Origin of the sequence: Aurantimonas sp. Leaf443 (genome assembly GCF_001425575.1) — a bacterium.
Classification (GTDB): domain Bacteria; phylum Pseudomonadota; class Alphaproteobacteria; order Rhizobiales; family Rhizobiaceae; genus Leaf443.
The window spans coordinates 38021-57374 of the sequence record NZ_LMRD01000008.1; the positions used below are offsets into that span (position 1 = coordinate 38021).

The 19354-nt window shown below is 70.0% G+C and carries 19 protein-coding genes and 1 pseudogene; 2 read left to right on the top strand and 18 right to left on the bottom strand.

Annotated features, from left to right (window positions below):
- Positions 1-47: 47 nt before the first annotated feature.
- Complete coding sequence (locus ASG48_RS19025; RefSeq protein WP_348271133.1) at positions 48-302, top strand: DUF6538 domain-containing protein; 255 nt, start codon at positions 48-50, stop codon at positions 300-302.
- 8 nt (positions 303-310) lie between these two features.
- Positions 311-439, top strand: a pseudogene (locus tag ASG48_RS18840) (transposase family protein); the annotation flags it as partial.
- A gap of 407 nt (positions 440-846) precedes the next feature.
- Here ASG48_RS18840 and ASG48_RS11600 read toward each other — a convergent pair.
- From ASG48_RS11600 to ASG48_RS11685, 18 genes are all read right to left on the bottom strand, one after another.
- Positions 847-2385, bottom strand: a complete 1539-nt coding sequence (locus ASG48_RS11600) for an amidohydrolase family protein (RefSeq protein ID WP_055849834.1) — start codon at positions 2383-2385, stop codon at positions 847-849.
- Positions 2382-3029, bottom strand: coding sequence for an aspartate/glutamate racemase family protein (locus tag ASG48_RS11605; protein WP_055850590.1), 648 nt, complete (start codon positions 3027-3029; stop codon positions 2382-2384). The genes ASG48_RS11600 and ASG48_RS11605 overlap by 4 nt, the downstream gene beginning before the upstream one ends.
- Complete coding sequence (locus tag ASG48_RS11610; RefSeq protein WP_055849836.1) at positions 3026-3913, bottom strand: polysaccharide deacetylase family protein; 888 nt, start codon at positions 3911-3913, stop codon at positions 3026-3028. The genes ASG48_RS11605 and ASG48_RS11610 overlap by 4 nt, the downstream gene beginning before the upstream one ends.
- Complete coding sequence (locus tag ASG48_RS11615) at positions 3910-4848, bottom strand: polysaccharide deacetylase family protein (protein ID WP_055849838.1); 939 nt, start codon at positions 4846-4848, stop codon at positions 3910-3912. Before ASG48_RS11615 ends, ASG48_RS11610 begins: the two co-directional genes overlap by 4 nt.
- Positions 4845-5636, bottom strand: a complete 792-nt coding sequence (locus ASG48_RS11620; protein ID WP_055849840.1) for a BtpA/SgcQ family protein — start codon at positions 5634-5636, stop codon at positions 4845-4847. Before ASG48_RS11620 ends, ASG48_RS11615 begins: the two co-directional genes overlap by 4 nt.
- Positions 5633-6691, bottom strand: a complete 1059-nt coding sequence (locus tag ASG48_RS11625; protein ID WP_055849842.1) for a carbohydrate kinase family protein — start codon at positions 6689-6691, stop codon at positions 5633-5635. Before ASG48_RS11625 ends, ASG48_RS11620 begins: the two co-directional genes overlap by 4 nt.
- A gap of 6 nt (positions 6692-6697) precedes the next feature.
- Positions 6698-7813 (bottom strand): SIS domain-containing protein, encoded by a 1116-nt coding sequence (locus ASG48_RS11630; RefSeq protein ID WP_055849844.1) that lies wholly within the window; start codon positions 7811-7813, stop codon positions 6698-6700.
- Between the two features lie 29 nt (positions 7814-7842).
- Entirely contained in the window at positions 7843-8661 is an 819-nt protein-coding gene (locus ASG48_RS11635) for an ABC transporter permease (RefSeq protein WP_055849846.1), read from the bottom strand.
- On the bottom strand, positions 8658-9572 hold the full coding sequence (locus ASG48_RS11640; RefSeq protein ID WP_055849848.1) for an ABC transporter permease: 915 nt from the start codon (positions 9570-9572) through the stop codon (positions 8658-8660). Before ASG48_RS11640 ends, ASG48_RS11635 begins: the two co-directional genes overlap by 4 nt.
- On the bottom strand, positions 9565-10626 hold the full coding sequence (locus tag ASG48_RS11645) for an ABC transporter ATP-binding protein (protein ID WP_055849850.1): 1062 nt from the start codon (positions 10624-10626) through the stop codon (positions 9565-9567). The genes ASG48_RS11640 and ASG48_RS11645 overlap by 8 nt, the downstream gene beginning before the upstream one ends.
- Positions 10623-11531 carry a carbohydrate kinase family protein gene (locus tag ASG48_RS11650; protein ID WP_055849853.1) on the bottom strand — a complete coding sequence of 303 codons (909 nt, stop codon included), beginning with the start codon at positions 11529-11531 and terminating at the stop codon, positions 10623-10625. The genes ASG48_RS11645 and ASG48_RS11650 overlap by 4 nt, the downstream gene beginning before the upstream one ends.
- Positions 11531-12610: an SIS domain-containing protein gene (locus ASG48_RS11655; RefSeq protein WP_156381576.1), complete on the bottom strand. Its 1080-nt coding sequence runs from the start codon at positions 12608-12610 to the stop codon at positions 11531-11533. Before ASG48_RS11655 ends, ASG48_RS11650 begins: the two co-directional genes overlap by 1 nt.
- 5 nt (positions 12611-12615) lie before the next feature.
- Positions 12616-13665 (bottom strand): extracellular solute-binding protein, encoded by a 1050-nt coding sequence (locus ASG48_RS11660; protein ID WP_055849857.1) that lies wholly within the window; start codon positions 13663-13665, stop codon positions 12616-12618.
- A gap of 31 nt (positions 13666-13696) precedes the next feature.
- A complete protein-coding gene (locus tag ASG48_RS11665; protein ID WP_162243926.1) occupies positions 13697-14644 on the bottom strand; it encodes an extracellular solute-binding protein in 948 nt (315 codons plus the stop codon).
- A gap of 843 nt (positions 14645-15487) precedes the next feature.
- Positions 15488-16366 (bottom strand): NAD(P)-dependent oxidoreductase, encoded by an 879-nt coding sequence (locus ASG48_RS11670; protein WP_055849861.1) that lies wholly within the window; start codon positions 16364-16366, stop codon positions 15488-15490.
- 69 nt (positions 16367-16435) lie between these two features.
- Complete coding sequence (locus tag ASG48_RS11675; RefSeq protein ID WP_055849863.1) at positions 16436-17695, bottom strand: TRAP transporter large permease subunit; 1260 nt, start codon at positions 17693-17695, stop codon at positions 16436-16438.
- Positions 17692-18291: a TRAP transporter small permease subunit gene (locus ASG48_RS11680; protein WP_055849865.1), complete on the bottom strand. Its 600-nt coding sequence runs from the start codon at positions 18289-18291 to the stop codon at positions 17692-17694. Before ASG48_RS11680 ends, ASG48_RS11675 begins: the two co-directional genes overlap by 4 nt.
- A gap of 3 nt (positions 18292-18294) precedes the next feature.
- Positions 18295-19311 carry a TRAP transporter substrate-binding protein gene (locus tag ASG48_RS11685; RefSeq protein ID WP_244486889.1) on the bottom strand — a complete coding sequence of 339 codons (1017 nt, stop codon included), beginning with the start codon at positions 19309-19311 and terminating at the stop codon, positions 18295-18297.
- Positions 19312-19354 lie beyond the last annotated feature (43 nt).

Sequence of the window (19354 nt, forward strand, 5' to 3'; positions counted from 1 at the left end):
ATGCCCGTCGGCGTCTCCTCGGGCTCGCGGCTCAAGGGGTCCGGTCGGTGGCGACTCGGCATGACACAAGCAATCTCGAACGGCGCGGCCACACCTTCTACTGGCGCGCTCGCGTGCCGACGCGCTTCCGGAAGGTGCCTCCGCAAGCCCGCCTCTCCTTCTCACTTCGGTTGTCCGACCATCACAAAGCGGCCTACATGGCGCGGCGGCTCAACACGCTGCTTGCCGACCTCACCGTGAGACCGACCGCCGCGATGACTGGACTTGCCTCGAGAAAGTGGAGCGTTCTCAATGCTGCCTGAGGAACTCCATGGCAGAGGCGCAGGGACGATTCACGAAGGACTTTCAGGAGGAGGCCGTGCGTCAGGTCGAGGCGAGCGGCCGGACGCAGCGCGAGGTCGCGGAAGACTTTGGCATCGGGGTATCGACACTGTGGCGCCCGATCTTCCGTCTCGACGAGAGCCGGACACGAAGAAGCGCAATCTCTTCGCGCTCGGCAAACGCCAGATACCGTCCGAAAAACGGCTTGGCCGACGGCCTGACCATTGCCGGTGTCATGCCGGCCGCCTTTCGGAACCAGCGGGCGCCGACAGGGGCCGAGATGCCCGCCGACACAGCCGCGTCTTTGCTGCCAATCCTCGGAGCAATACCGGACCGGAACCGCGGGAGCTCGGCTCGTGAGGCCGATGGTGGCCGTCGCGGTGATGGCAATCGCGCTTGTCCCGAAGGATCCGATCTCCGTTTCCTGATGTCCATCGCCACTCCTTGCCCGAGGCAGAAGACCGGACGATCAGGTGTCGCGACGGCCGTTCGAAGGTCGGCGATACGGGTCGATCACGGGCCGCTTCAGGCCGAGGCGTTGGGTCTCGTGTGGGGCGGGCCGAAGGCTTCGTCGATGTAACCGTCGTAGAAGCTTCGGACATGCGGCATCACCGCCGCTGCGAGCTGGCGGCGCTCCCTCTCGGCGCCGTCGAGAGGCAAGCCCATTCTCTGGGCGATGTCCGCGAGGGTTCCCGGCCGATCGACGCGGGTGAAGATGCCGGCCTCGTAGATGACTTCTCCGGCGACGAGGACGGTCCGAACGCATTCGCGCCTGGCGCGATGCACCAGCACGTCGAGAAGCGCGATCTCGGGATTCTGGTACGGGTAGGTCAGGCGGTTCCAGTCGAGCAGCACGATGTCGGCCGCGCCGCCCGGTCGGAGATGGCCGATGCGCGTGCCGAAGGGCGTCGTGGCGGCACCGTGCTCTGTCGCCATGCGCAGAATGTCGGCGGGCTTGGGATGCGGACTGTCGATCCCGGGCTCCCGGTGGACGTTGAGGACGAGCCGCATCTCCTGCAGCATGTCGCGGTCGTCGTTGATCCCGGCCTCGTCGATGCCGAGGGCAACCGGGATGCCGTGCGCGGTGAAGCGGTTCAACGGCGCGACGCCGCTCTTCAGCCGGAAGTTGGACGAGCAGTTGTGGCAGATGCGCGTGCCGGTTCCGGCGCACAGGTCGATGTCGGCCTGCGTCATCCAGACCCCGTGGCCGAGCGTGACGTGAGGCCCGGTGAGCCCGAACCGATGGACATGCTCCAGCGCGGACCCGCCCGTCCGCTTGCTCGCATAGGCGCGCTGATAGGGCGTCTCGAGAAGGTGCATGTGGACCGGGGCGCCCGTCTCGGCCGCCATCTCGGCAGCGCTGGCGAGGGCGGCGTCCGACAGCCAGTGAAGGTTCGAGGGCGCGATCTGGATCGCGATGCGATCCTCTCCGGCATATCGGCCCCGCAGGGCATGGAACACCGCGACCTGCTCGGCGAGCGGCAGGGCGAACCGTCGGAAGTAGGCGGCCATGGCGGGCCTGAGATCGGGCGGCAGGCGCTCGAGAAAGGCTTCGTCGGCCTCGTAGACGAGCCGGTTCTGGTCGCGCAGCGCGAAGGAGTAGGAGGCGCGCATGCCGATCTCGCGATAGGCGTCGATGACCGCGCCGGCGGCGGCGAGCACGGCGTCGGGTCCCCCCGGTGCGCGGGAATGAAGATGCTGGACGGTGGTGACCCCGGAGGCGACCATCTCGAAGGCGGAATAGAGCGTGTCGAGCCGCGCCGGCACGTCGCGCAGGGCGAGGCGGCTGGCGAACCAGAGCTCCAGCGGATGATCGGCCGAGCCGAGCTGCAGCGGCGTCAGCCCCACATGGTGATGGGCGTTCACCAGACCGGGAATTGCGACTTGGCCGCGCCCGCCGACGCGTCCGGCGTCCGGATGGGAGCGCTGCAACCCGGCCCGGTCGCCGACCTCGCGAACGACGCCGTTCTCCACGAGGAGCGCGCCGTTCTCGACGAGGTCGGGAGCGCCTTCGGCGGTGAAGCCCAGAAGGATGTGGTCGGCTTCGACGATCGTCGTGGTCACCGGGCGTTCTCCATGCGGGCGAGGGCGAGGCGGATGGCGGCCGGCACGGGCTCGATCAGCTCCGCACCGACCGACCCGCGAAGGGCGCGCGCGGCCCGGGCGAGAGGCCCGCCGCCGACGACGACGGCTTCGGCGCCCGCTCGGACCGCTCGGGCGCAGGCGTCGCCCAGCGCGGCGGCGAGCCGGTCCGGATCGGCCATCGTGTCCATCGGCGCGCCCGATGTCAGGAAGGTGCCGAGGAAAAGCTCGCCGTCACCGTGGCCCTGCGCGGCGCGGGCGATCGCGCCGACGAGCTCCGGCGTCGTGGTGGCGACGGCGAAGCGTCGACGACCGCTCGCCGCCTCCCTCATCCCCGCCTCCGCGATACCCGTCACGGGACGCGCGAGGCGCCGGCGCAAGGCGGCGAGCCCGGGATCGCCGAAGGCCGCGACCACGACGCCGTCATGATCGGCGACGTCGGCGGCAAGATCCTCCACCGCGAGGGCAGCCCTTCCCAAAGCCGCCTCGTCGAGGATGAGCGGCGCGCCGAAACGCGCGGTGAAGCCTTCGACGACGATGCCGGGACCGGCCTCGCGGGCGATGGCAAGCATCGCTTCGGTCGTCGCCAGGCTGGTGTTCGGGTTGATCAGCGCCAGACGCGTCATGCGCTCGCCGCCAGAAAGGCGCGGGCGATGTCGGCGCGCCGCGCGATCCACAGCCGGTCCCGCCGCCGCTGCAGCTCGTCGAGGATCGCCTGCAGGGCCTTGAAGCGCGCCGGCCGGCCGACGATGCGCAGGTGAAAGCCGAGGTTCAGGAGACGCGCCTGCCCGCGCGCCGCTTCCGCCTCCAGCACATCGAGCGCGTCGCGGACATAGTCCACCATCTCCACCGCTCGCACGAAGCCGTTCGGATGGAAGAACTTCATGTCGTTGGTGTCGAGCGCGTAGGGCACCACGAGAAGCCCGGTTTCCCCGTCGCGATAGGGCAGATCGTCGTCGAAGCCGTTCGACGTGTAGAGATAGCCGCGCTGGACCAGAAGTCCGCGCGTCCAGGGGCTTTCGGCACCGCGGCAGAAGAAGCCCACCGGGCGCTCGCCCGTCGCCCGCGCGATCGCCGCCGCGCAGCGGTCGAGGTCGGCGCCTTCCGCCTCCGGACTTTCGTAGTCGGCATGCGGGCGCCAGCGCCAGCCGTGACAGGCCGCCTCGTGACCGCGCTCCACCAGAATGCGGGCGAGTTCGGGAGAGCGCTCGGCGGCGCGCCCGCAGAAGAAGACGGTCGCGGGCATCCCGGCCCGCTCCAACGCGTCGGCGATGCGCCAGAGGCCGGCCCGCAGACCATAGGCGAAGATCTGTTCCTGTCCCTTGTCCGGCCGGCCCGGCTCGACGACCGACACAACCTCGCCCATCGGTTCCGAGCGCGGATCGCCGTCGCCGACCTGGTTCTCGGCGCCTTCCTCGAAATTGACGACCAGCGAGACCGCAAGGCGAGCCCCGTTCGGCCAGCAGAGATCGGGCCAGCGGCCGCCATAGCCGAAGAGATCGCGGTTCACGGCGCGAAGCCTGGATGTGTCGGCCCGGGCGCCCAGGGTTCGAGGCCGAGACCGGCGCGCCAGTGACGCGCGATCGCCTCGCGCCGCGCGAACCATACGCCGTCATGGGCCAGCGCGTGATCGAGAAAGGCTTCGAGCCCGCCGATCCGCGCCGGGCGGCCGATGATGCGAAGATGCAGGCCGACCGAAAGCATGCGGGGCGCCTGCGCCCCTTCGGCATACAGACGGTCGAAGGCGGCGATGCAGTAACGCGAGAAATCCTCCGCGAAGGTGAAGCCGCCACGGTTGAAGAAGCGCATGTCGTTGGTGTCGAAGGCATAGGGCAGGACGACATGCGACCTGCCGCCGAGCTCGGCCATGGTGGGCAGATCGTCGTTGTAGGCGTTGGAATCGTAGAGGAAGCCGCCGTGTTCGACGAGGAGCGCCCGGGTGCGCTCGCTGGTCGCCGAGCGGGTGTGCCAGCCGACGGGCGGCGTTCCCGCCGCGGCCTCGATCGCCGCGACGGCCCGTGCGATCGCGGCGCGCTCCTCGGCCTCGCCCATATGGACATGCCGCTCCCAGCGCCAGCCGTGGGCGGCGACTTCGTGGCCGTCGGCGACGGCATCCTCGGCGAGCCAGGGCGAAAGGGCCAGAGCCCGGCCGTTGGCGTTCAGCGTCGCCGCCACGCCGCGCTCGGCGAGCGCGCGGCGGATGCGCGGCCAGCCGGCCCGCGTCCCGTATTCGAAATGGCTTTCCATGCAGAGGTCGCGCGCGCCTTCGACACCCTCCACCGCCTCGTAGATCGTCTCGTTGCGCTCGTCGCCCATGCCGAGGGAGAGTTCGGCCCCCTCCTCGACATTGACGACCACGGAGACGGCAAGCCGCGCGCCGTTCGGCCATCGGATCGCCGGCGGCCTGCCGCGATAGCCGGCGAAATCGCGATCGGTGGCGCTCATGCCGCCCGTGCCGCGTCCATGAAGCGCTGCGTCTTGGCGCCGTCCCAGTGGAGGATGTCGGCGCGTCCGGCATCCTCCTTCATCAGGGCGGTGGAGACGACGGCCCCGTCGGCGACCTCGAGCGTCGCCCGGATATTGTCTTGCGTCACGCTGCCGCCCAGAAGGATCGGGCGCCGGACGCCGGACGTCTTCGCGGCGCGGATGCGCGACAGGCTGTCGTCGAAGGTCGCCCCGGTGATGACGAGGCCGTCCGCTCCGAACTTGACCGCGCCCTTCGCCGCCTCCTCGGGCGAGATGTCGATGAGGGGCACGCAGGTGCGGTCGAAGACGTCGGCGAGGATGGCGATGTCGTCGCGGCCGAGCCGGTGGCGATAGGTGCGCGCCTCGACGGCGAGCGCCTCGCGCGTGCCCTCCAGGGTCATCGCCGCGCCGACGAAGATCTTGAGGCGCACGAAATCGGCGCCGCTGGCATGGGCGATGGCGAGCGGGGCGACGGCGTCGTGGGCCTGGACGATGATGCCGAGCGAGAGGTCGGGATGTTCGCGCTTCATCATGCGCCCGAGCGCCGCGGTCACGGCGATCGTCTCGGCGCTCGCCGCGCCCTTCCGGCGCGTCTGGTCCTGCAGCATGATCCGGCGGATGCCGGCTCCGACGAAAACCTGCGTGTTGGCGAGAACGTAGTCCTCCAGGAACGCCATCGAGACATCCCGGCCGACCGACAGGTCGGGCAGATGGAGGGCGGCGACGACGAAGGGATCGGCGGCGCCGGCGACGGGAAAGAAGCTCATGAAGGGTCCATCAGGCTGAGCGGCGCGCGAAGGCGCTGGGAAAGCGAGGGGTCGAGGGAGTCGAGGAAGGCGGAAAGGCGGTGTCGCGCGGCCGAACGGGCGGTCCCGGCGATGTGGAAGGGGCCGAACGCTTCCACGGCGAAGGACGCCGACACCGTGCCCATGCAGGCGGCGAGCAGCGGATCGCCGGTCAGGACCAGTCCGGCCAGCACGCCGCCGCAGAAGGCGTCGCCCGCCCCGGTCGGATCGAGGGCGACGACGCGGGCGGAGGGCAAGGCGACCGTGTCGCCCTCCCCTTCCAGAAGCAGCGAGCCCTGCGCGCCGAGCTTGGCGAGGAGCAGCGCCGGGCCGGCCTTCCGAAGAGCGCGGAGGGCCTCGGTCGGGGCGGCGCCCGGGGCGAGGTCGCGCAGTTCCTTTTCGCTCGGCAGGAAGGCGGCGACCGCCTTCATCACGTCCGCCACGCACTCGCGCAGGAGGAGAGCGTTCGAGCCGGGATCCAGCGTCACCGCGATCCCGCGCCCGGACAGCGCATGGGCCATGTCCATCTGTTCGGCGACGAGATTGGCCGCCAGATGGGCGCCGCCCGCCTGAAGCCAGGCCTGCGGCACGTCCGCCAGACGGACGGGATGCCGGCGGCGGAAGGCCGCGAAGGTCGCGCCCTCGCTCGACCGGCTCTTGAGGCGGGATTCCAGCCGGGCGACCTCGTCCGGCGACAGGCGCCGGCCGGGCTCTGCCGGAAGCGGCCGATCCATCGGCGAATGGAGATGGTCGGCGCGGCTGCCGTCGGCGCGGTAGAGGAACCATTCGCCTTCGCGGACCTCCGCCGTCTCGTGCCGGACCGCGGAGATGTCGATGCCGCAGGCCGCCAGTCGATCGAGGAAGCGACGCGGATAGTTCGCCGGAATCCGGCCGACGATGCCGACGCCGTCGAGCCAGAGCCGGGCTCCCGCGGCCGAATACACGGCATTGCCGCCCATCGTCTGGGGGCCGAGCGTGCCGTCCGCGGCCACCACCGTGTCGACGATGATGCCGCCGGCCGTGAAGAGCCGCACCATCTGCCGTCAGGCCGCCGCGCGAGCGGGCGCACCGAGGCCCCGCGCGGCTCTTGCGACCGCGAAATGGTAGGCGAGAAGATGGAGCGGCAGGATCGACAGCATCGGCGCGAGGGCGGCGGAGGTCTTGGGCAGCCGGACGACCGCTTCGGCGCGGGACTCGATGTCGGGCGCCGCCTGCGAGAGAATGGCCAGGAGCGGCCCCCCGACATGCTCGGCGACGAGCGCGGTGTCGAGCGCGCGCTCCAGGCTTGCCTCGTCGCTCGCCACGAGGACGATCGGGTCGCCCGCCTTCTGCGAGCGATAATGGTGATATTCCTCCAGCGGCAGCGCGAAGGCGTGAACGGGCGAGAGTTCGCGCAGCTTGGCGGCGCCGATGGCGGCGGCGGCGAAGTTCGGACCGAGCCCGGTGAAGAGCACGAGGTCGCGGATCGCCCAGCGCTCGGCGAGCGCGGCGACCGGGGCGTCGAGCTCGGCCGAGACGCGATCGATGATGGCGGGCAGCGTCGCGAGTTCGGCTTTCAGCGCCTCGCCCGCTGCGCACGCGGGAGCGACGGCATGGCCGAGCGCGACGAGGAGCGCCATCGTGGCGTTGGTGGACTGGGTCGGCCAGCCCTTGCGGGTCGCGCGGACCATCAGGGCCGCGTCGAATTCCGTCAGGATCGGGCTGTCCTCGGTGTTCGAGATGCCGACGCAATAGGCCCCCCGCTCCCTGGCCGCCCGAAGGGCCCCCATCACCGCCGGCGTGTTGCCGCCCGAGGAGATGCCGATGCACAGGGTGCCGGACCCTCCGGCCCGCGCGCCGTAGCAGGCGAAGTCGAGCGCCTGGGCGCCCTCCACCGGCAGGCCCGTCACCGTTTCGAGCGCATGCCGCATGGCGACGCCGGCGAACCAGGAGTCGCCGCAGCCGGCGACGACGATGCGCGTGAGGGCGCGGCCCTCGAGCGCCGCCGACAGGGCGGAGAGGGGTGCCGCGGCTTCCGCCAGGGTCTGCCTGATGGCCGCGCCCTGGCCGAAGAACTCGGTGCGGGTGCGCTCGACGCGCGAAAGGCGTGCCGCATCGTCCGGCGTGTCGCGGGAAGGCTCGGCGGTCAGGCTCTTCAGGCGGCTCGTGAAGTCGGTCATGCGTGTCTTCTCAAAAGGCGGTGGGAGCGTCAGCGGCCGAGACGATCGAGGCCGACGGCCTTGGCGATCACCAGCATGACGAGGAAGGAGAGGCCGATCTCGAGCGCGGAGATGGCGGCGATGATCGGCGAGGAGTCGAACTGGACGAGGTAGTAGAGTTCCACCGGCAGCGGCCGGGCCCGCACGTCGGAGGTGAAGAGCGAGACGGTGACGTTGTCGAAGGCCTCGATGAAGGTGAAGGCCGCGGCGGCGAAGGCGGCCGGGGCGATCTGGGGCATGGTCACCCGCCAGAAGGTCGTCAGCCTGCCGGCGCCCAGATTGGCGCTGGCCTCGTCGAGCAGCGGGTCGAGCCCGGCCAGCCGGGCCATCACGATCCGCACGACGAAGGGCAGGCAGAACACCGACAGCGACAGGACGAGCATCAGGTCCGACGCCCGGAAGGCGATGTAGGCGCCGAAGAAGAGCGAGGCGATGCCGATCACCATGCCCGGCATCATCTGCGGGGACAGGAGGACGGCGTTGAGCGCGGATTTTCCGGCGAAGCGGCCGCGCACGCTGGCGAAGGCCGCGGGAATGCCGAGCGCCAGGCAGATCAGCATCACGATGAGCGAGATGCGCAAGGACACCAGGACGGAGTCGATGAGCTGCTGGTTCTGGAACACCGCGCCGTACCAGCGCAGCGAGAAGCCCGAGGGCGGAAAGGCGATGTAGGCGCGGGGCTCGAACGAGATCGCGATGACGATCAGGCTCGGCGCCACCAGGAGCAGGAGCGAGAAGGCCGTCAGCGCGACGAAGCCGATCCGGGCGAGGCGGTCGCCGAGATCGTGGGTCTGGCGAAGGGCGCTCATCGGCGGACCTCGTTCCAGCGCGTCAGACGGTTGCCGACGGCCACGATCGCGAAGACGAAGAGGAAGCAAGTCGAGAGGAGAAGCGTGGCGAGGGCGGCCCCGCGCGACCAGTCGAGCACCACGATCGTCTGCTCGTAGACCTGCACGGCGAGCGTCGAGTAGTTGCCGCCGCCCAGGAGCTGCGGGATGATGAAATTCGTGTAGGAGACGGCGAAGACGAGGGCGAAGCCCGCCACGATCGCCGGCATCGACATCGGCACCACGACGCGGAAGAAGGTCGAGACCTGACTCGCGCCCAGATTGAGCGAGGCGTCCTCGAAGCGCCGGTCGCGCTCGGACAGGACGGCCAGCAGCGGCAGGATCATGAACGGCAGGTGGATCTGCGTCATGCCGATCACGACCGCCGTGGAGGTGTTGAGAAGCTGCAGCGGCTGGTCGACGAGCCCCAGCGACAGGAGCGTCTGGTTCAGGAGTCCGCGCCGGCCGCCAAGGATCACGATCCAGGCATAGGTGCGCACGAGCGCGCTCGTCAGAAGCGGCGAGATGATCGCGACGAGGAGCAGCGTGCGCGAAAGCCCTTTCAGATGGCCGTAGGCATAGGCGACCGGATAGGCCAGCACGAGCGTCAGGGCGGTGGAGACGACGGCGATCCAGAACGAGCGCCCCATCAGCCGCCAGACGAGCGGGTCGGACAGGACGGTCGCCATGTGGCGCAGCGTGAAGCCGCCGTCGCCGATGGCGCCGCGCTCGATCGTCACGAAGCCGAAGGTCAGAAGCGTCGCGATCGGCGCCACCATGAAGACGAGAAGATAGAGAAGCGCCGGCACGGCCGGCCAGATGCCGCCGCCTTCGAGGAAGCGGGCGAGGGAAAAGCCGCGCGGGCGCGGCGCGGCCAGGATCGCGTCAGACATGGAGAGGCGCTCCCTCCGCCGCGCGGCCCGGCAGTAGGACGGCCGCCGCCTCGTCGCGGATCCGTGCCGTGACGAGCGTTCCGGGCTCGAGCGGCGCGCGCCCCGCCTGGCGGGGAATGGCGGCGCGGATCGGCTCCCTGAGGCCGCAGTCGATCTCGTATTCGACGACCGGCCCGAGCGCCGTCGAGAAGCCGATCGTGCCGGGCCAGCCGACCGCGCCGCCGACGACGATCTCGATGTTCTCGGGCCGCGCGACGAGGGTCGCGGGACCGTCCGGCAGGGTCGTCGCGATCGCCTGGGGCGAGTTTGTGCGCCCGCCCGCGATCTTGGTCGGCACGAGGTTGGCGCGCCCGATGAAGTCGGCCACGAAGTCCGTCCGCGGCCGATCGTAGATGTCGAGGGGCGCGCCGAGCTGTTCGATCCGCCCGCCGCGCATGATGGCGATGCGATCCGACAGCGTCATCGCCTCCTGCTGGTCGTGGGTGACGAAGATCGAGGTGATGCCGACGCGGTCGATGAGCTTGCGCAGTTCGATCTGCATCGAGAGACGAAGCTGGGCGTCCAACGCGTTGAAGGGCTCGTCGAGCAGGAGGACCTCCGGCTCGAGCACGAGCGAGCGCGCGATCGCCACGCGCTGCTGCTGGCCGCCGGAAAGCTGCTTGGGATAGCGGTCGGCGAAGGGTGCGAGGGCGATGAGCGCCAGCGCCTCCTCGACCCGCCGGCGGATCTCCTCGCGCGGGCGGCGCCGGATCGTCAGGCCGTAGGCGATGTTGTCGCGGATCGTCAGATGCGGGAACAGCGCGTAGTTCTGGAAGACGTAGCCGACGTCGCGCCGGTTCGGCGGCAGATGCGAGATGTCCTGGCCGTTGACGAGGATCCGGCCCGCATCCGGCCTCAGGAAGCCGGCGATCGAGCGCAGAAGCGTGGTCTTGCCGCAGCCCGAAGGTCCGAGCAGCGTGACGACCTGGCCTTTCTCGACGGAGAGATCGCAGGACTGAAGGACCTTCAGCGCTCCGAACTCCTTCGACACGTTCTCGATGACGAGCTGGCTCATCGCGCGAGGACTCCCTGCATGGCTTGAATGACCGGAAAAGGGTGGAGTGCGGGGCACAGGGCGGCCGCGCCGTGGCCGGACACGGCGAGCGCGCCGATGGCGAGAGCCGCCTGCGCCGCCCCGCGCAGATCGCCGCCGGCGAGCCGGGCGCCGGCGAAGGCGCCGACCGTCGCGTCGCCGGCGCCCGTCGGGTCGACGAGGCGGGCGGCCGGCGCCGGCAGATGCCATCCGTCGCCGCCTCCCGCCTCGACGCCGTAGGCCCCTTGCGCGCCACGCTTCTGCAGCACCGCCGGCCCGAGCTCCGCGAGGCGCCGCGCCGCCTCGTCGTCGCAAAGGTCCGGCAGGAGAAGGCGCGTCTCCTCGCGGCTCGGCGCGAGCACGGCAAGGCGGGGCACGAGCGCGAGGATCGCGGAGCGCTCCTCGCGCACGAAGGCCTCGCTGAGATCGGCCACCACAGGCAGGCCGGCGACCTCGGCCGCGTCGAGCAGCGCCTCGAGCGCCGTCGCGGGCATCGGGCAGGCGACGACGAGACCGCAGCCCCCCAGATCGTCCGGCAGAGCCGGCGCGTGGCGCTCGCTCGCCTCCCACCATCGCGGGTCGCCGAAATGGGTGGAGCGCCGCGCGCCGTCCGCCTCGTGGCGGATCTGCGCCCAGCGCGACGGCACCGCCTTGCGGGCGACGCCGGCCAGACCGATCCCGACCGCATCGAGCGCCGAAAGCCATTGCGGGGGATAGTCGCTTCCGACCGAGGCGCAGAGATCGACCGACGCTCCCGCATGGCGGGCGCCCAAGGCCGCGAACAGCGCTGCGCCCCCGGCCTGCCGACGCCCTCGCCCGTCGGGCTGGACGACCGTATCGACCGACAGGTAGCCGGCGACGAGGAGGCGGGAGGCAGGGTTCGCCATCACAGGCCCGTGCCGATCAGGGAACGGCGGGTCAGCATGCGGCTGACGCGAAAGCGCGTCTCGTCGTTCTTCAGGTGCAGGCGGGTGTTCGGATCGAGCCCGGCGGCGAGCGCCAGTTCGTAGGCGAGGCGTTGCAGCGGCAGGGCCGAGACGAGCGGCGCCAGGGCGGGCTCCGTCGACGGCAGCGTGACGCGCCACGTCGCCGTCTCGATCCCTGCCGATGCGGTGTCGATCGCCAGCGTCGAGACGCCGAGCGCGGCGAGCGCCCTGGCCGATTCCCGGGCGTACTCGGCCAGCACCGGATGGGTCGCGACAAGGACGACCAGATCGGTCGCGGGCATGGCCCAGTACTGACTGTGGGCGAACTCCTCCAGCTCGCCGCTCCAGGCCGGTAGGCGCGTCAGTTCGACGAGCTTGGCCGCCCCGTAGTCGACCGTGCCGCGCTCGGCGCCGGACGACAGAAGGCGGGCCCCCGAGAAATCCCTCTTCGCGATGGCGGCGGCAAGCGGGCCCGAGGCCGCGAGGGCGGCCTCCTGGGCCGGCGCGAGCGCGGAAAGATCGAGCGCGCTGCCTCCGGCCATGCCTTCGGCGACGAGGAGGAGAGCGGCGAGCGTCGCCGTATAGCTCGCCGTGCCGCAGAGAAACGGCGCGATGTCCGGCAGGTCGAGCGAGATCCGGGCCTTGGCGATGGCGCCGAGCTTGCCGCCTTCCCCGTTCACGAGAGCCAGGATCGGCAGGCCGCGGGCTTCGACCATGCGGGCGGCCTCGACCGTCCGGTCGACATTGCCCGACATGGAAATGGCGACGACGCGGTCGCCCGACCTCAGCTCGTCCGCTCGCACGAGAAGATCCAGCGGCCCGGCGACGTGCCAGTCGAGCCCGAGACGCCCCGCGAAGGCGCTCGCCGCCTCGGCCGCGAAGAGGCCGTCGCCGCAGCTCGTCACGAAGACGCGCCCCTGCCGACCGCCGAGGCTCGCGCCCGCCGCGCGAAACGCCTGCCCGCGCGCGGCAAGGCTCCGCAGGACGGCGGGCTGGCGCCCGACATCCTCCAGCATCGGCTTTCGATCCAGGATGTCCATTGCGCTCACGAGGCGAAGAGGCGATCGAACTGCTCGACGATCGCGCCACGCTGGGGCGCGATCACCGACCAGTCGACGCTCTGGAGCGCGGCGACCTCCTCGGGGCTTGCCGGCGTGTAGGCGCGCGCCGCCTCGGGCACGGCGACGCCCTGGACGGTGGGCCCGAAGAAGTAGGGCGCGCCGGCCGCCATCTCCTGGTATTCGGGCGACAGGAGGCCGTTCATCCACTCGTTGACGAGGTCGGGATAGCGCGTGTTGGCGATGGCCGACATGAAGGAGATGACGGCGATCGGGCCGGGCTCGGGCTTCACGAAGGCGATCGGCAGGCCTTTTTCCGCGGCGCCCGCCGCATCGTTGTTCCAGATCGGCGCCATCAAGATCTCCTCGCGCTCCAGCATCTGCAGAAGCTGGGTCGGCGAGCGCCCGACCTTGGGCTGCAGCTCCTGAAGCTTGGTCCAGCCCGGAGCGAGGTCCCCTTCGGATCCGCCGAAGGTCTTGGCGGCGGCGACGAGGAAGCCCAGGCCGAGATTGGACGAGGCACGGGGAATGCCGACTTGGCCGCGGTTGGCCTCGGCCCAGAGGTCTTCCCAGCGCGTCGGCGGCGTCTTCACGAGATCGGAATTGTAGGCGATCCCGATCAGCGAATAGCTCACCGGCACCCCGTGGCCCTGGCTCTTCTCCAGGAAGGACGGCGCGACCTTCGCCACGTTCGGCACCGCGGCGGGATCGAGGGGCTGGATGTATTTCTCGCTGACCGCGATGCGATGCGGCGGCTCTCCGTTCGGCATCGCGTCATAGGGCGAGAAGCCCTGCGCGGCCTTGATCTGCGCCACCACGTCCTGGCTTTCGGACGGGACCAGCCGGATCACGAGGCCGGGATGCTTCTCCTCCATGCGCTTGGCGAGCCATTGGTGCGGCTCCTGGAGCTGACCCGCGAAGGAGACGATCACGAGTTCGCGCGCCTCCTGCGCGCGCAGGACGCCCGGCAGGGCCAGGCTGGCGCCGAGCGCGGCGCCGGACTGGAGGAAGCGGCGGCGGTTGGTGGAGAGGATCATCGGGAGCTGTTCCTTGAACGAGGGCGGCGGATCAGATGGCGAAGGTGCGGTCGAAGCGTTCGACGAGTTCGCCGCGCACCGGGACGATGCTCGGCCAGTCGATCGTCTGGAGAGCCACGACTTCCTCGGGGCTGGACGGCGTGTAGGGCGCGGCTTCCGGCGGAACGTCGACGCCCTTCACCGTCGGGCCGAAGTAGAAGGGAGCGGCGGCCGCGCGGGCCTGATAGTCGGGGCTCAGGATGCCGTTCATCCATTCGGCCACGAGTTCGGGATAGCGGGAATTCGCAAAGCCCGACACGAACGAGATGATCGCGACGGCGCCGGGCTCGGGCTTCACGAAGGCGATCGGCAGGCCCTTCTGCGCCGCCGAGGCGGTGTTGTTGTTCCACAGGGGACAGATCGCGATCTCCTCGCGCTCCAGCATCTGCGTCAGCGCCGCCGGGGATCGGGCCGCGCGCGGCTCCAGCTCCCGCAGCTTCGACCATCCGATCTCCAGATCGCGCTCCGATCCCCCATGCGTCTTGGCGGCGATCGCAAGGGTCGCGAGGCCGAGATTGGAGGAGGTTCGGGCGATGCCGATCTTGCCGCGGAACTCCGGCCGCCAGAGATCGGCCCAGGATTGGGGCGGCGTTTCCACGAGATCGGTGTTGTAGGCGACGCCGACGAGCGAATAGGTCGCCGGCACGCCGAACCCGCCGCCCTTCTCGACGAGTTCGGGATAGGCGTTGGCAAGGTTCGGGATCGCCGCGTCGTCCCGCCTGGCGAGATAGCCCTCGGCGATGCCGATGAGGTGGGGCGGCTCGTCGTTCGGACCGGCGTCGTAGGGCGAATAACCCTGCGCCGCCTTGATCTGGGCGACGATGTCCTGGCTGTCGGAGGGAACGAGGCGGATGGACAGTCCGGGATGGCGCGCCTCGATCTGGTCGGCGAGCCAGCGATGCGGCGCGGAGAGAGCGCCCGGATAGGTCACGATCACCATTTCGCGCGCATCCTGCGCGGACGCGCTCCGACTGGCGCCGATCGCCACGATGCTTCCGCCGACCATGTATAAAGCGCGACGCCGATCGATTCTCATGCATAAATCTCCGATTGCAGAGTAAAGGGGATCATGCGCGTGCAGGGGGTCATCCCGGCGACACGAGGTAACGAGCGCAGTCGATCGGCACGCGATCGCAGACCGGTGCGGCAGGACTGTCAATGGGAAAGGGCAGGCGGCCGCGCGGCTCGGAGAGCCTATTGCGCAGTCAGATCAACGTGTTGATCCCTGGATCGCCGAGAGGAGAACGACGAAGAGGCGCGAGGATCTCGAGCACCAGCGCGCGCTGCGCCGCCGCTTCGCCGAACGGCCGCGACCCGCCACCTGAGAGCGGCGGCCGAACGTCCGGAAAAGAGCGGGAGTGCGATCCATCCGCGAATGCTTACACAGAGCCTCGATGCATGCAACGATTTCTTGGCTCCTCGCTGATCCAATAGTGGTCAGCAAGTGCTCAATCGTTCAGCACCACCCCCTCGACCGGTGTTCGAGCGGGCCGATCGACGGTTCGAGAAGCCGTCTCGTCTGTCCGATGGCGGCAGACCGCGTCACACGGACCGACCGGACCGGATCGTCGGCTTCGGCTTGCAAAGGCGAGCGTTCGGCCGCTCGCTGCAGGAGCGGCCTCGACGGGGACGGCCGAGGCGATCGCCGGGTCGGTGGCGTCGGCGAAGGGCCAGGCGAAACGCGCGCCAGCGTTGCCGTCCGCGCTCGGAACGCGGCATCGGGACGATCTCCCGCAACGGACAGATCGTGGCCTCGAAACCGGCCGACCTCCGAAGTCGTGTCTCAGGAAATGGCGTTGAGGCGCTTATAGGCGCCGATGACCTGGCTGTCGTCGAGGGCGCCGTCGCCGGCGCCGGACGCGGAGAGGAAGAGCTGGTGAGCCGTGGCGGCGAGCGGCAGGGCCGCCTTCGCGTCGCGTCCGGCCTGCATGACGATCCCGAGATCCTTGACGAAGATGTCGACGGCGCTGGTCACCTCCGGCTCGGTCTGCAGCATGCGCTCGCCCCGGTCCTTCAGCATCCAGCTCGACGCCGCCGACGAGCCGACAATGTCGAGAAGGACGGCGGCGTCGAGGCCGACCTTCAGTCCGAGCGCCAGCGCCTCGGCCGCCGCCGCCAGATGAACGCCGCAGAGGAGCTGGTTGATCGCCTTCACGGTCGCGCCCTGCCCTGCGCGCTCGCCGACATGGAAGACCCTCTGGCCCATCGCGCGCAGGACGGGGGCGATCTCGTCGAACACGGCCGCGGGCGCGGCCGCCATGATGGTGAGGCTTCCCGCACGCGCGCCGACGACGCCGCCGGACACCGGACAGTCGACGAACCGCCGTCCGCTCGCCTCCACCCGGGCGGCGATGGCCGCGACCTCGCTCGGCGGACAGGTCGCCATGAGGCAGACCACGGCATCGGGGGAGAGCTGTTCGAGGGCGCCGGCCTCGAACAGGACATTCTCGGCCTGCGCCGCGTTGACCACCATCAGGATCAGGGCTTCGGCCTGCGCCGAGGCATCGGCGATGTCTCGCGCCGCCCGCCCGCCCGCCTCTGCCAGAGCCGCGCGCGCATCGGCCCGCATGTCGTAGCCGGACACGGCATGGCCCTTCGCTGCGAGATTGGCCGCCATCGGCAGGCCCATCGATCCCAGGCCGACGAATGCGATGGTCTTCATGGCTGGCGTTCCTTGCGCGCATCCTCGGCGCCGGCGCCGAGGACGGGTTTTCGTGGGTGCCCCGACCGCTCAGTAGAGCGTCAAGGCCGGAATGTAGCTGATCATCGCGAGAACGATCATCGAGACGAGGAAGAAGGGCCAGAGCTCGCGGGTCGTGGCGCCGAGCGTCGATCGGGCGATCGAGGTCGATATGAACAGCGTCGTGCCGATCGGCGGCGTGTAGAGGCCGATGCCGAGATTGAGAACCATGACGAGACCGAGCTGCACCGGGTCCATGCCGATCGTCGCCGCGAGCGGCACGAAAATCGGACCGAGCAGGAGGATCGCCGGCGGCAGATCCAGCGGCATGCCCACGACGAGCAGCAGCACGTTCATCGCCAGGATGATCAGGATCGGGTTCTCGATCGTGGCCCCGATCCATTCGGCGAAGCGCTCGGGCACCTGGTCGAAGGTGAGGATCCAGCCGACCACCGCGCTGCCCATGATCACCAGCATCACGACGCCCGTGGCGACGCCCGCCTCGATCATGTTGTCCTGGAAGCGCCGCCAGGTGATGTCGCGATAGATCAGGAGACTGACGGCGAGCGCGTAGGCGACGGCCAGGACCGCGATCTCGGTCGGCGTGGCGATGCCGAAGCGCAGGCCGAGGATGATGAGGACGGGCAGGAGGAGAGCCGGGCTCGACAGGAGCGCCAGCCGTCCGAGTTCGCGAAGGCCCGCCGACTTCTCCGGCGCCCGGAAGCCGCGGCGGCGCGCGATCCAGTTGCAGGTGAGGAGCAGGCCGCCCGCGAGAAGGATGCCGGGCAGGAGACCGGCGGTGAAGAGATCCGCGATGGAGGTTCCGCTGACCAGGGAATAGAGGATCAGCGGGATCGAGGGCGGGATCAGGATGTCGATGATGGCCGATGTCGAGTTGTTGGCGGCGCAGAGCGCGGCCGGATAGCCCTGCTTCTTCTGCCAGGGAATGAGAACCGAGCCGAGCGCGCTCGCATTGGCGACGGCCGAGCCCGAGACCCCGCCGAAGACGACCGAGGCGACGACGGTGGTGGCGAGCGGGCCACCGCGCCAGCGTTCCATGACCTTCGAGGCGAAGGCGAGAAGCTCCGCGCCGAGCTTGCCGCCGAGCATCAGCGTGCCCGCCAGCATGAAGAAGGGCAGCGCCAGCATGGGGAAGGACTGGGTCTGCTGGTAGAGCTGCTGGGCCACGATCGACAGCGGCAGGCCGCCGAAGAAGTAGATGGCGATGCCCGAGGCGATGATCAGCGCGTGCCCGACCGGGACGGCGAGCAGCATGAGAAGGCAGAAGAGAAGGACGAGGACGAGGCTCATAGCCCGAGTTCCTCCGGATTGGGCGTCGGCATCGCCTCGGGACCGATCACGAAGAGGCGCAGGATGAGCGCCAGCGTGGCGACGATCACGGCCGCCGCGCCGCCGGCGATCGCATAGTAGCTGAGACTGGCGGGCAGCCCGAGCACGGGGCTCTGGTCGATCCAGGAGATTCCGGCGACGTCGAGCGCGACGACGGCCAGCACGCCGTGGCCGGCCACGACGCAGAGCTGCGCGAGGATGCGCACGACCTGCCTGCCGCGGCGGCCCAGGAGATCGGGCAGGAGCTCGACGGCCATGTGCCCGCCGCGCTGCGCGGCGAGAGCGACGCCCGCCATGATGAAGAACGGAAAGATGCGTTCGGGCAGTTCCTGCGCGAAGGAGAAGCCGCCGCCCAGCGTGTAGCGGGCGACGACATTGGCAAGGAGCAGCGCCAGGAGGGCGCAGCCGGTCACGACCACGATGGCCTGGGCGAGGACCGAGACGATGCGGTCCAACCCGTCCGCGAGCGAGAGCGGGGGACTGGGCGGATGGGGCGGACCTTCGACGCCCGTGACTCGCTCGGGATCCGCCGCCTCGATGTTGGGACGGGGGCTCATCGATCAGGCCTTGGCCGCGTCGATGAGCTGGCTCACGAAAGCACCGAAGGGTTTCGCCTTCCAGATCTCGGCGACCGGGGCGGACGCCTGGCGGAAGGCCTCCTTGTCCACCTCGTTGATCTTCAGCTTCGCGTCGGCCTTGAAGGTTGCGAAATGCTTGGCCTCGGCGTCCCGGATCAGGCCGCGCTGCATCGCGGTCGCCTCGTCGGCCGCCGCCTGGACCGCCGCCTTGTCCTCGGCCGACAGGCGCGCCCAGGTGATCTGCGAGATCAGGAAGGGCGAGACCTCCCACTTGTGGCCCGACAGGCTGATGAAGGGATTGACCTCGTAGAGCTTGGAGCTCGCGATGTTGGTGAGCGGGTTCTCCTGTCCGTCGACCACGCCCTGCTGGAGAGCGATGTAGAGTTCGCCGAAACTGATCTGCTCGGTCGAGGCGCCCAGCGTGTTGAAGATGTCGATCGTCATCGGATCCGGGGGCGTGCGGATCGTCAGGCCCTTCAGGTCGGCGGGCGTGGCGATGGGGCGCTTGGAATTGGTGATGTGCCGGATGCCGTTGTCCCACCATGCGAGCGGGACCATGTTGACGGTCGCGAAGCGCTCGCCGAGCGCCTTTCCGGTCTCCCCGTCCAGCACCTTGAAGGCGGCGGCGCTGTCGGCGAACAGGAACGGCAGGCCGAGCGCGGCGATCTCGGGCACGAGCGCCGAGCAGGAGCCCTGGCTGTTGACGGTCATGTCGATGGCGCCGGTGCGCAGGCTGGTCAGAAGCGACTGCTCGTTGCCGAGCTGCTCGGCGCCGGCCACGCGGACGGCATACTTTCCGCCGGTCTTCTCCCCGACGAGCCGGCCGAACTCGTCGGCGGCCGTGCCGCGCGGATTGCCGGGGGCCGCATTGTGGCCGAGCGTCAGCGTGGTGGCAGCCCTGGCGCCGCGCGGAAAGCCGAGGATGGCGGGCGCGGCGAGAAGCGCGCCTCCCGCAAGAAGCATGGTTCGGCGGGTGATGGTTCGGGTCGTGTCGGTCATGCGTGCGATCCTCCCAGTTCGCGGTCGTCTTCACCGGCGCGCC

Coding starts and splice junctions, on each gene's coding strand:
- ASG48_RS11605 (WP_055850590.1), bottom strand. CDS start 3,029: ATGACGCGTCTGGCGCTGATCAACCCGAACACCAGCCTGGCGACGACC.
- ASG48_RS11615 (WP_055849838.1), bottom strand. CDS start 4,848: ATGAGCGCCACCGATCGCGATTTCGCCGGCTATCGCGGCAGGCCGCCG.
- ASG48_RS11620 (WP_055849840.1), bottom strand. CDS start 5,636: ATGAGCTTCTTTCCCGTCGCCGGCGCCGCCGATCCCTTCGTCGTCGCC.
- ASG48_RS11625 (WP_055849842.1), bottom strand. CDS start 6,691: ATGGTGCGGCTCTTCACGGCCGGCGGCATCATCGTCGACACGGTGGTG.
- ASG48_RS11630 (WP_055849844.1), bottom strand. CDS start 7,813: ATGACCGACTTCACGAGCCGCCTGAAGAGCCTGACCGCCGAGCCTTCC.
- ASG48_RS11635 (WP_055849846.1), bottom strand. CDS start 8,661: ATGAGCGCCCTTCGCCAGACCCACGATCTCGGCGACCGCCTCGCCCGG.
- ASG48_RS11640 (WP_055849848.1), bottom strand. CDS start 9,572: ATGTCTGACGCGATCCTGGCCGCGCCGCGCCCGCGCGGCTTTTCCCTC.
- ASG48_RS11645 (WP_055849850.1), bottom strand. CDS start 10,626: ATGAGCCAGCTCGTCATCGAGAACGTGTCGAAGGAGTTCGGAGCGCTG.
- ASG48_RS11650 (WP_055849853.1), bottom strand. CDS start 11,531: ATGGCGAACCCTGCCTCCCGCCTCCTCGTCGCCGGCTACCTGTCGGTC.
- ASG48_RS11655 (WP_156381576.1), bottom strand. CDS start 12,610: ATGGACATCCTGGATCGAAAGCCGATGCTGGAGGATGTCGGGCGCCAG.
- ASG48_RS11660 (WP_055849857.1), bottom strand. CDS start 13,665: ATGATCCTCTCCACCAACCGCCGCCGCTTCCTCCAGTCCGGCGCCGCG.
- ASG48_RS11665 (WP_162243926.1), bottom strand. CDS start 14,644: ATGGTGATCGTGACCTATCCGGGCGCTCTCTCCGCGCCGCATCGCTGG.
- ASG48_RS11670 (WP_055849861.1), bottom strand. CDS start 16,366: ATGAAGACCATCGCATTCGTCGGCCTGGGATCGATGGGCCTGCCGATG.
- ASG48_RS11675 (WP_055849863.1), bottom strand. CDS start 17,695: ATGAGCCTCGTCCTCGTCCTTCTCTTCTGCCTTCTCATGCTGCTCGCC.
- ASG48_RS11680 (WP_055849865.1), bottom strand. CDS start 18,291: ATGAGCCCCCGTCCCAACATCGAGGCGGCGGATCCCGAGCGAGTCACG.
- ASG48_RS11685 (WP_244486889.1), bottom strand. CDS start 19,311: ATGACCGACACGACCCGAACCATCACCCGCCGAACCATGCTTCTTGCG.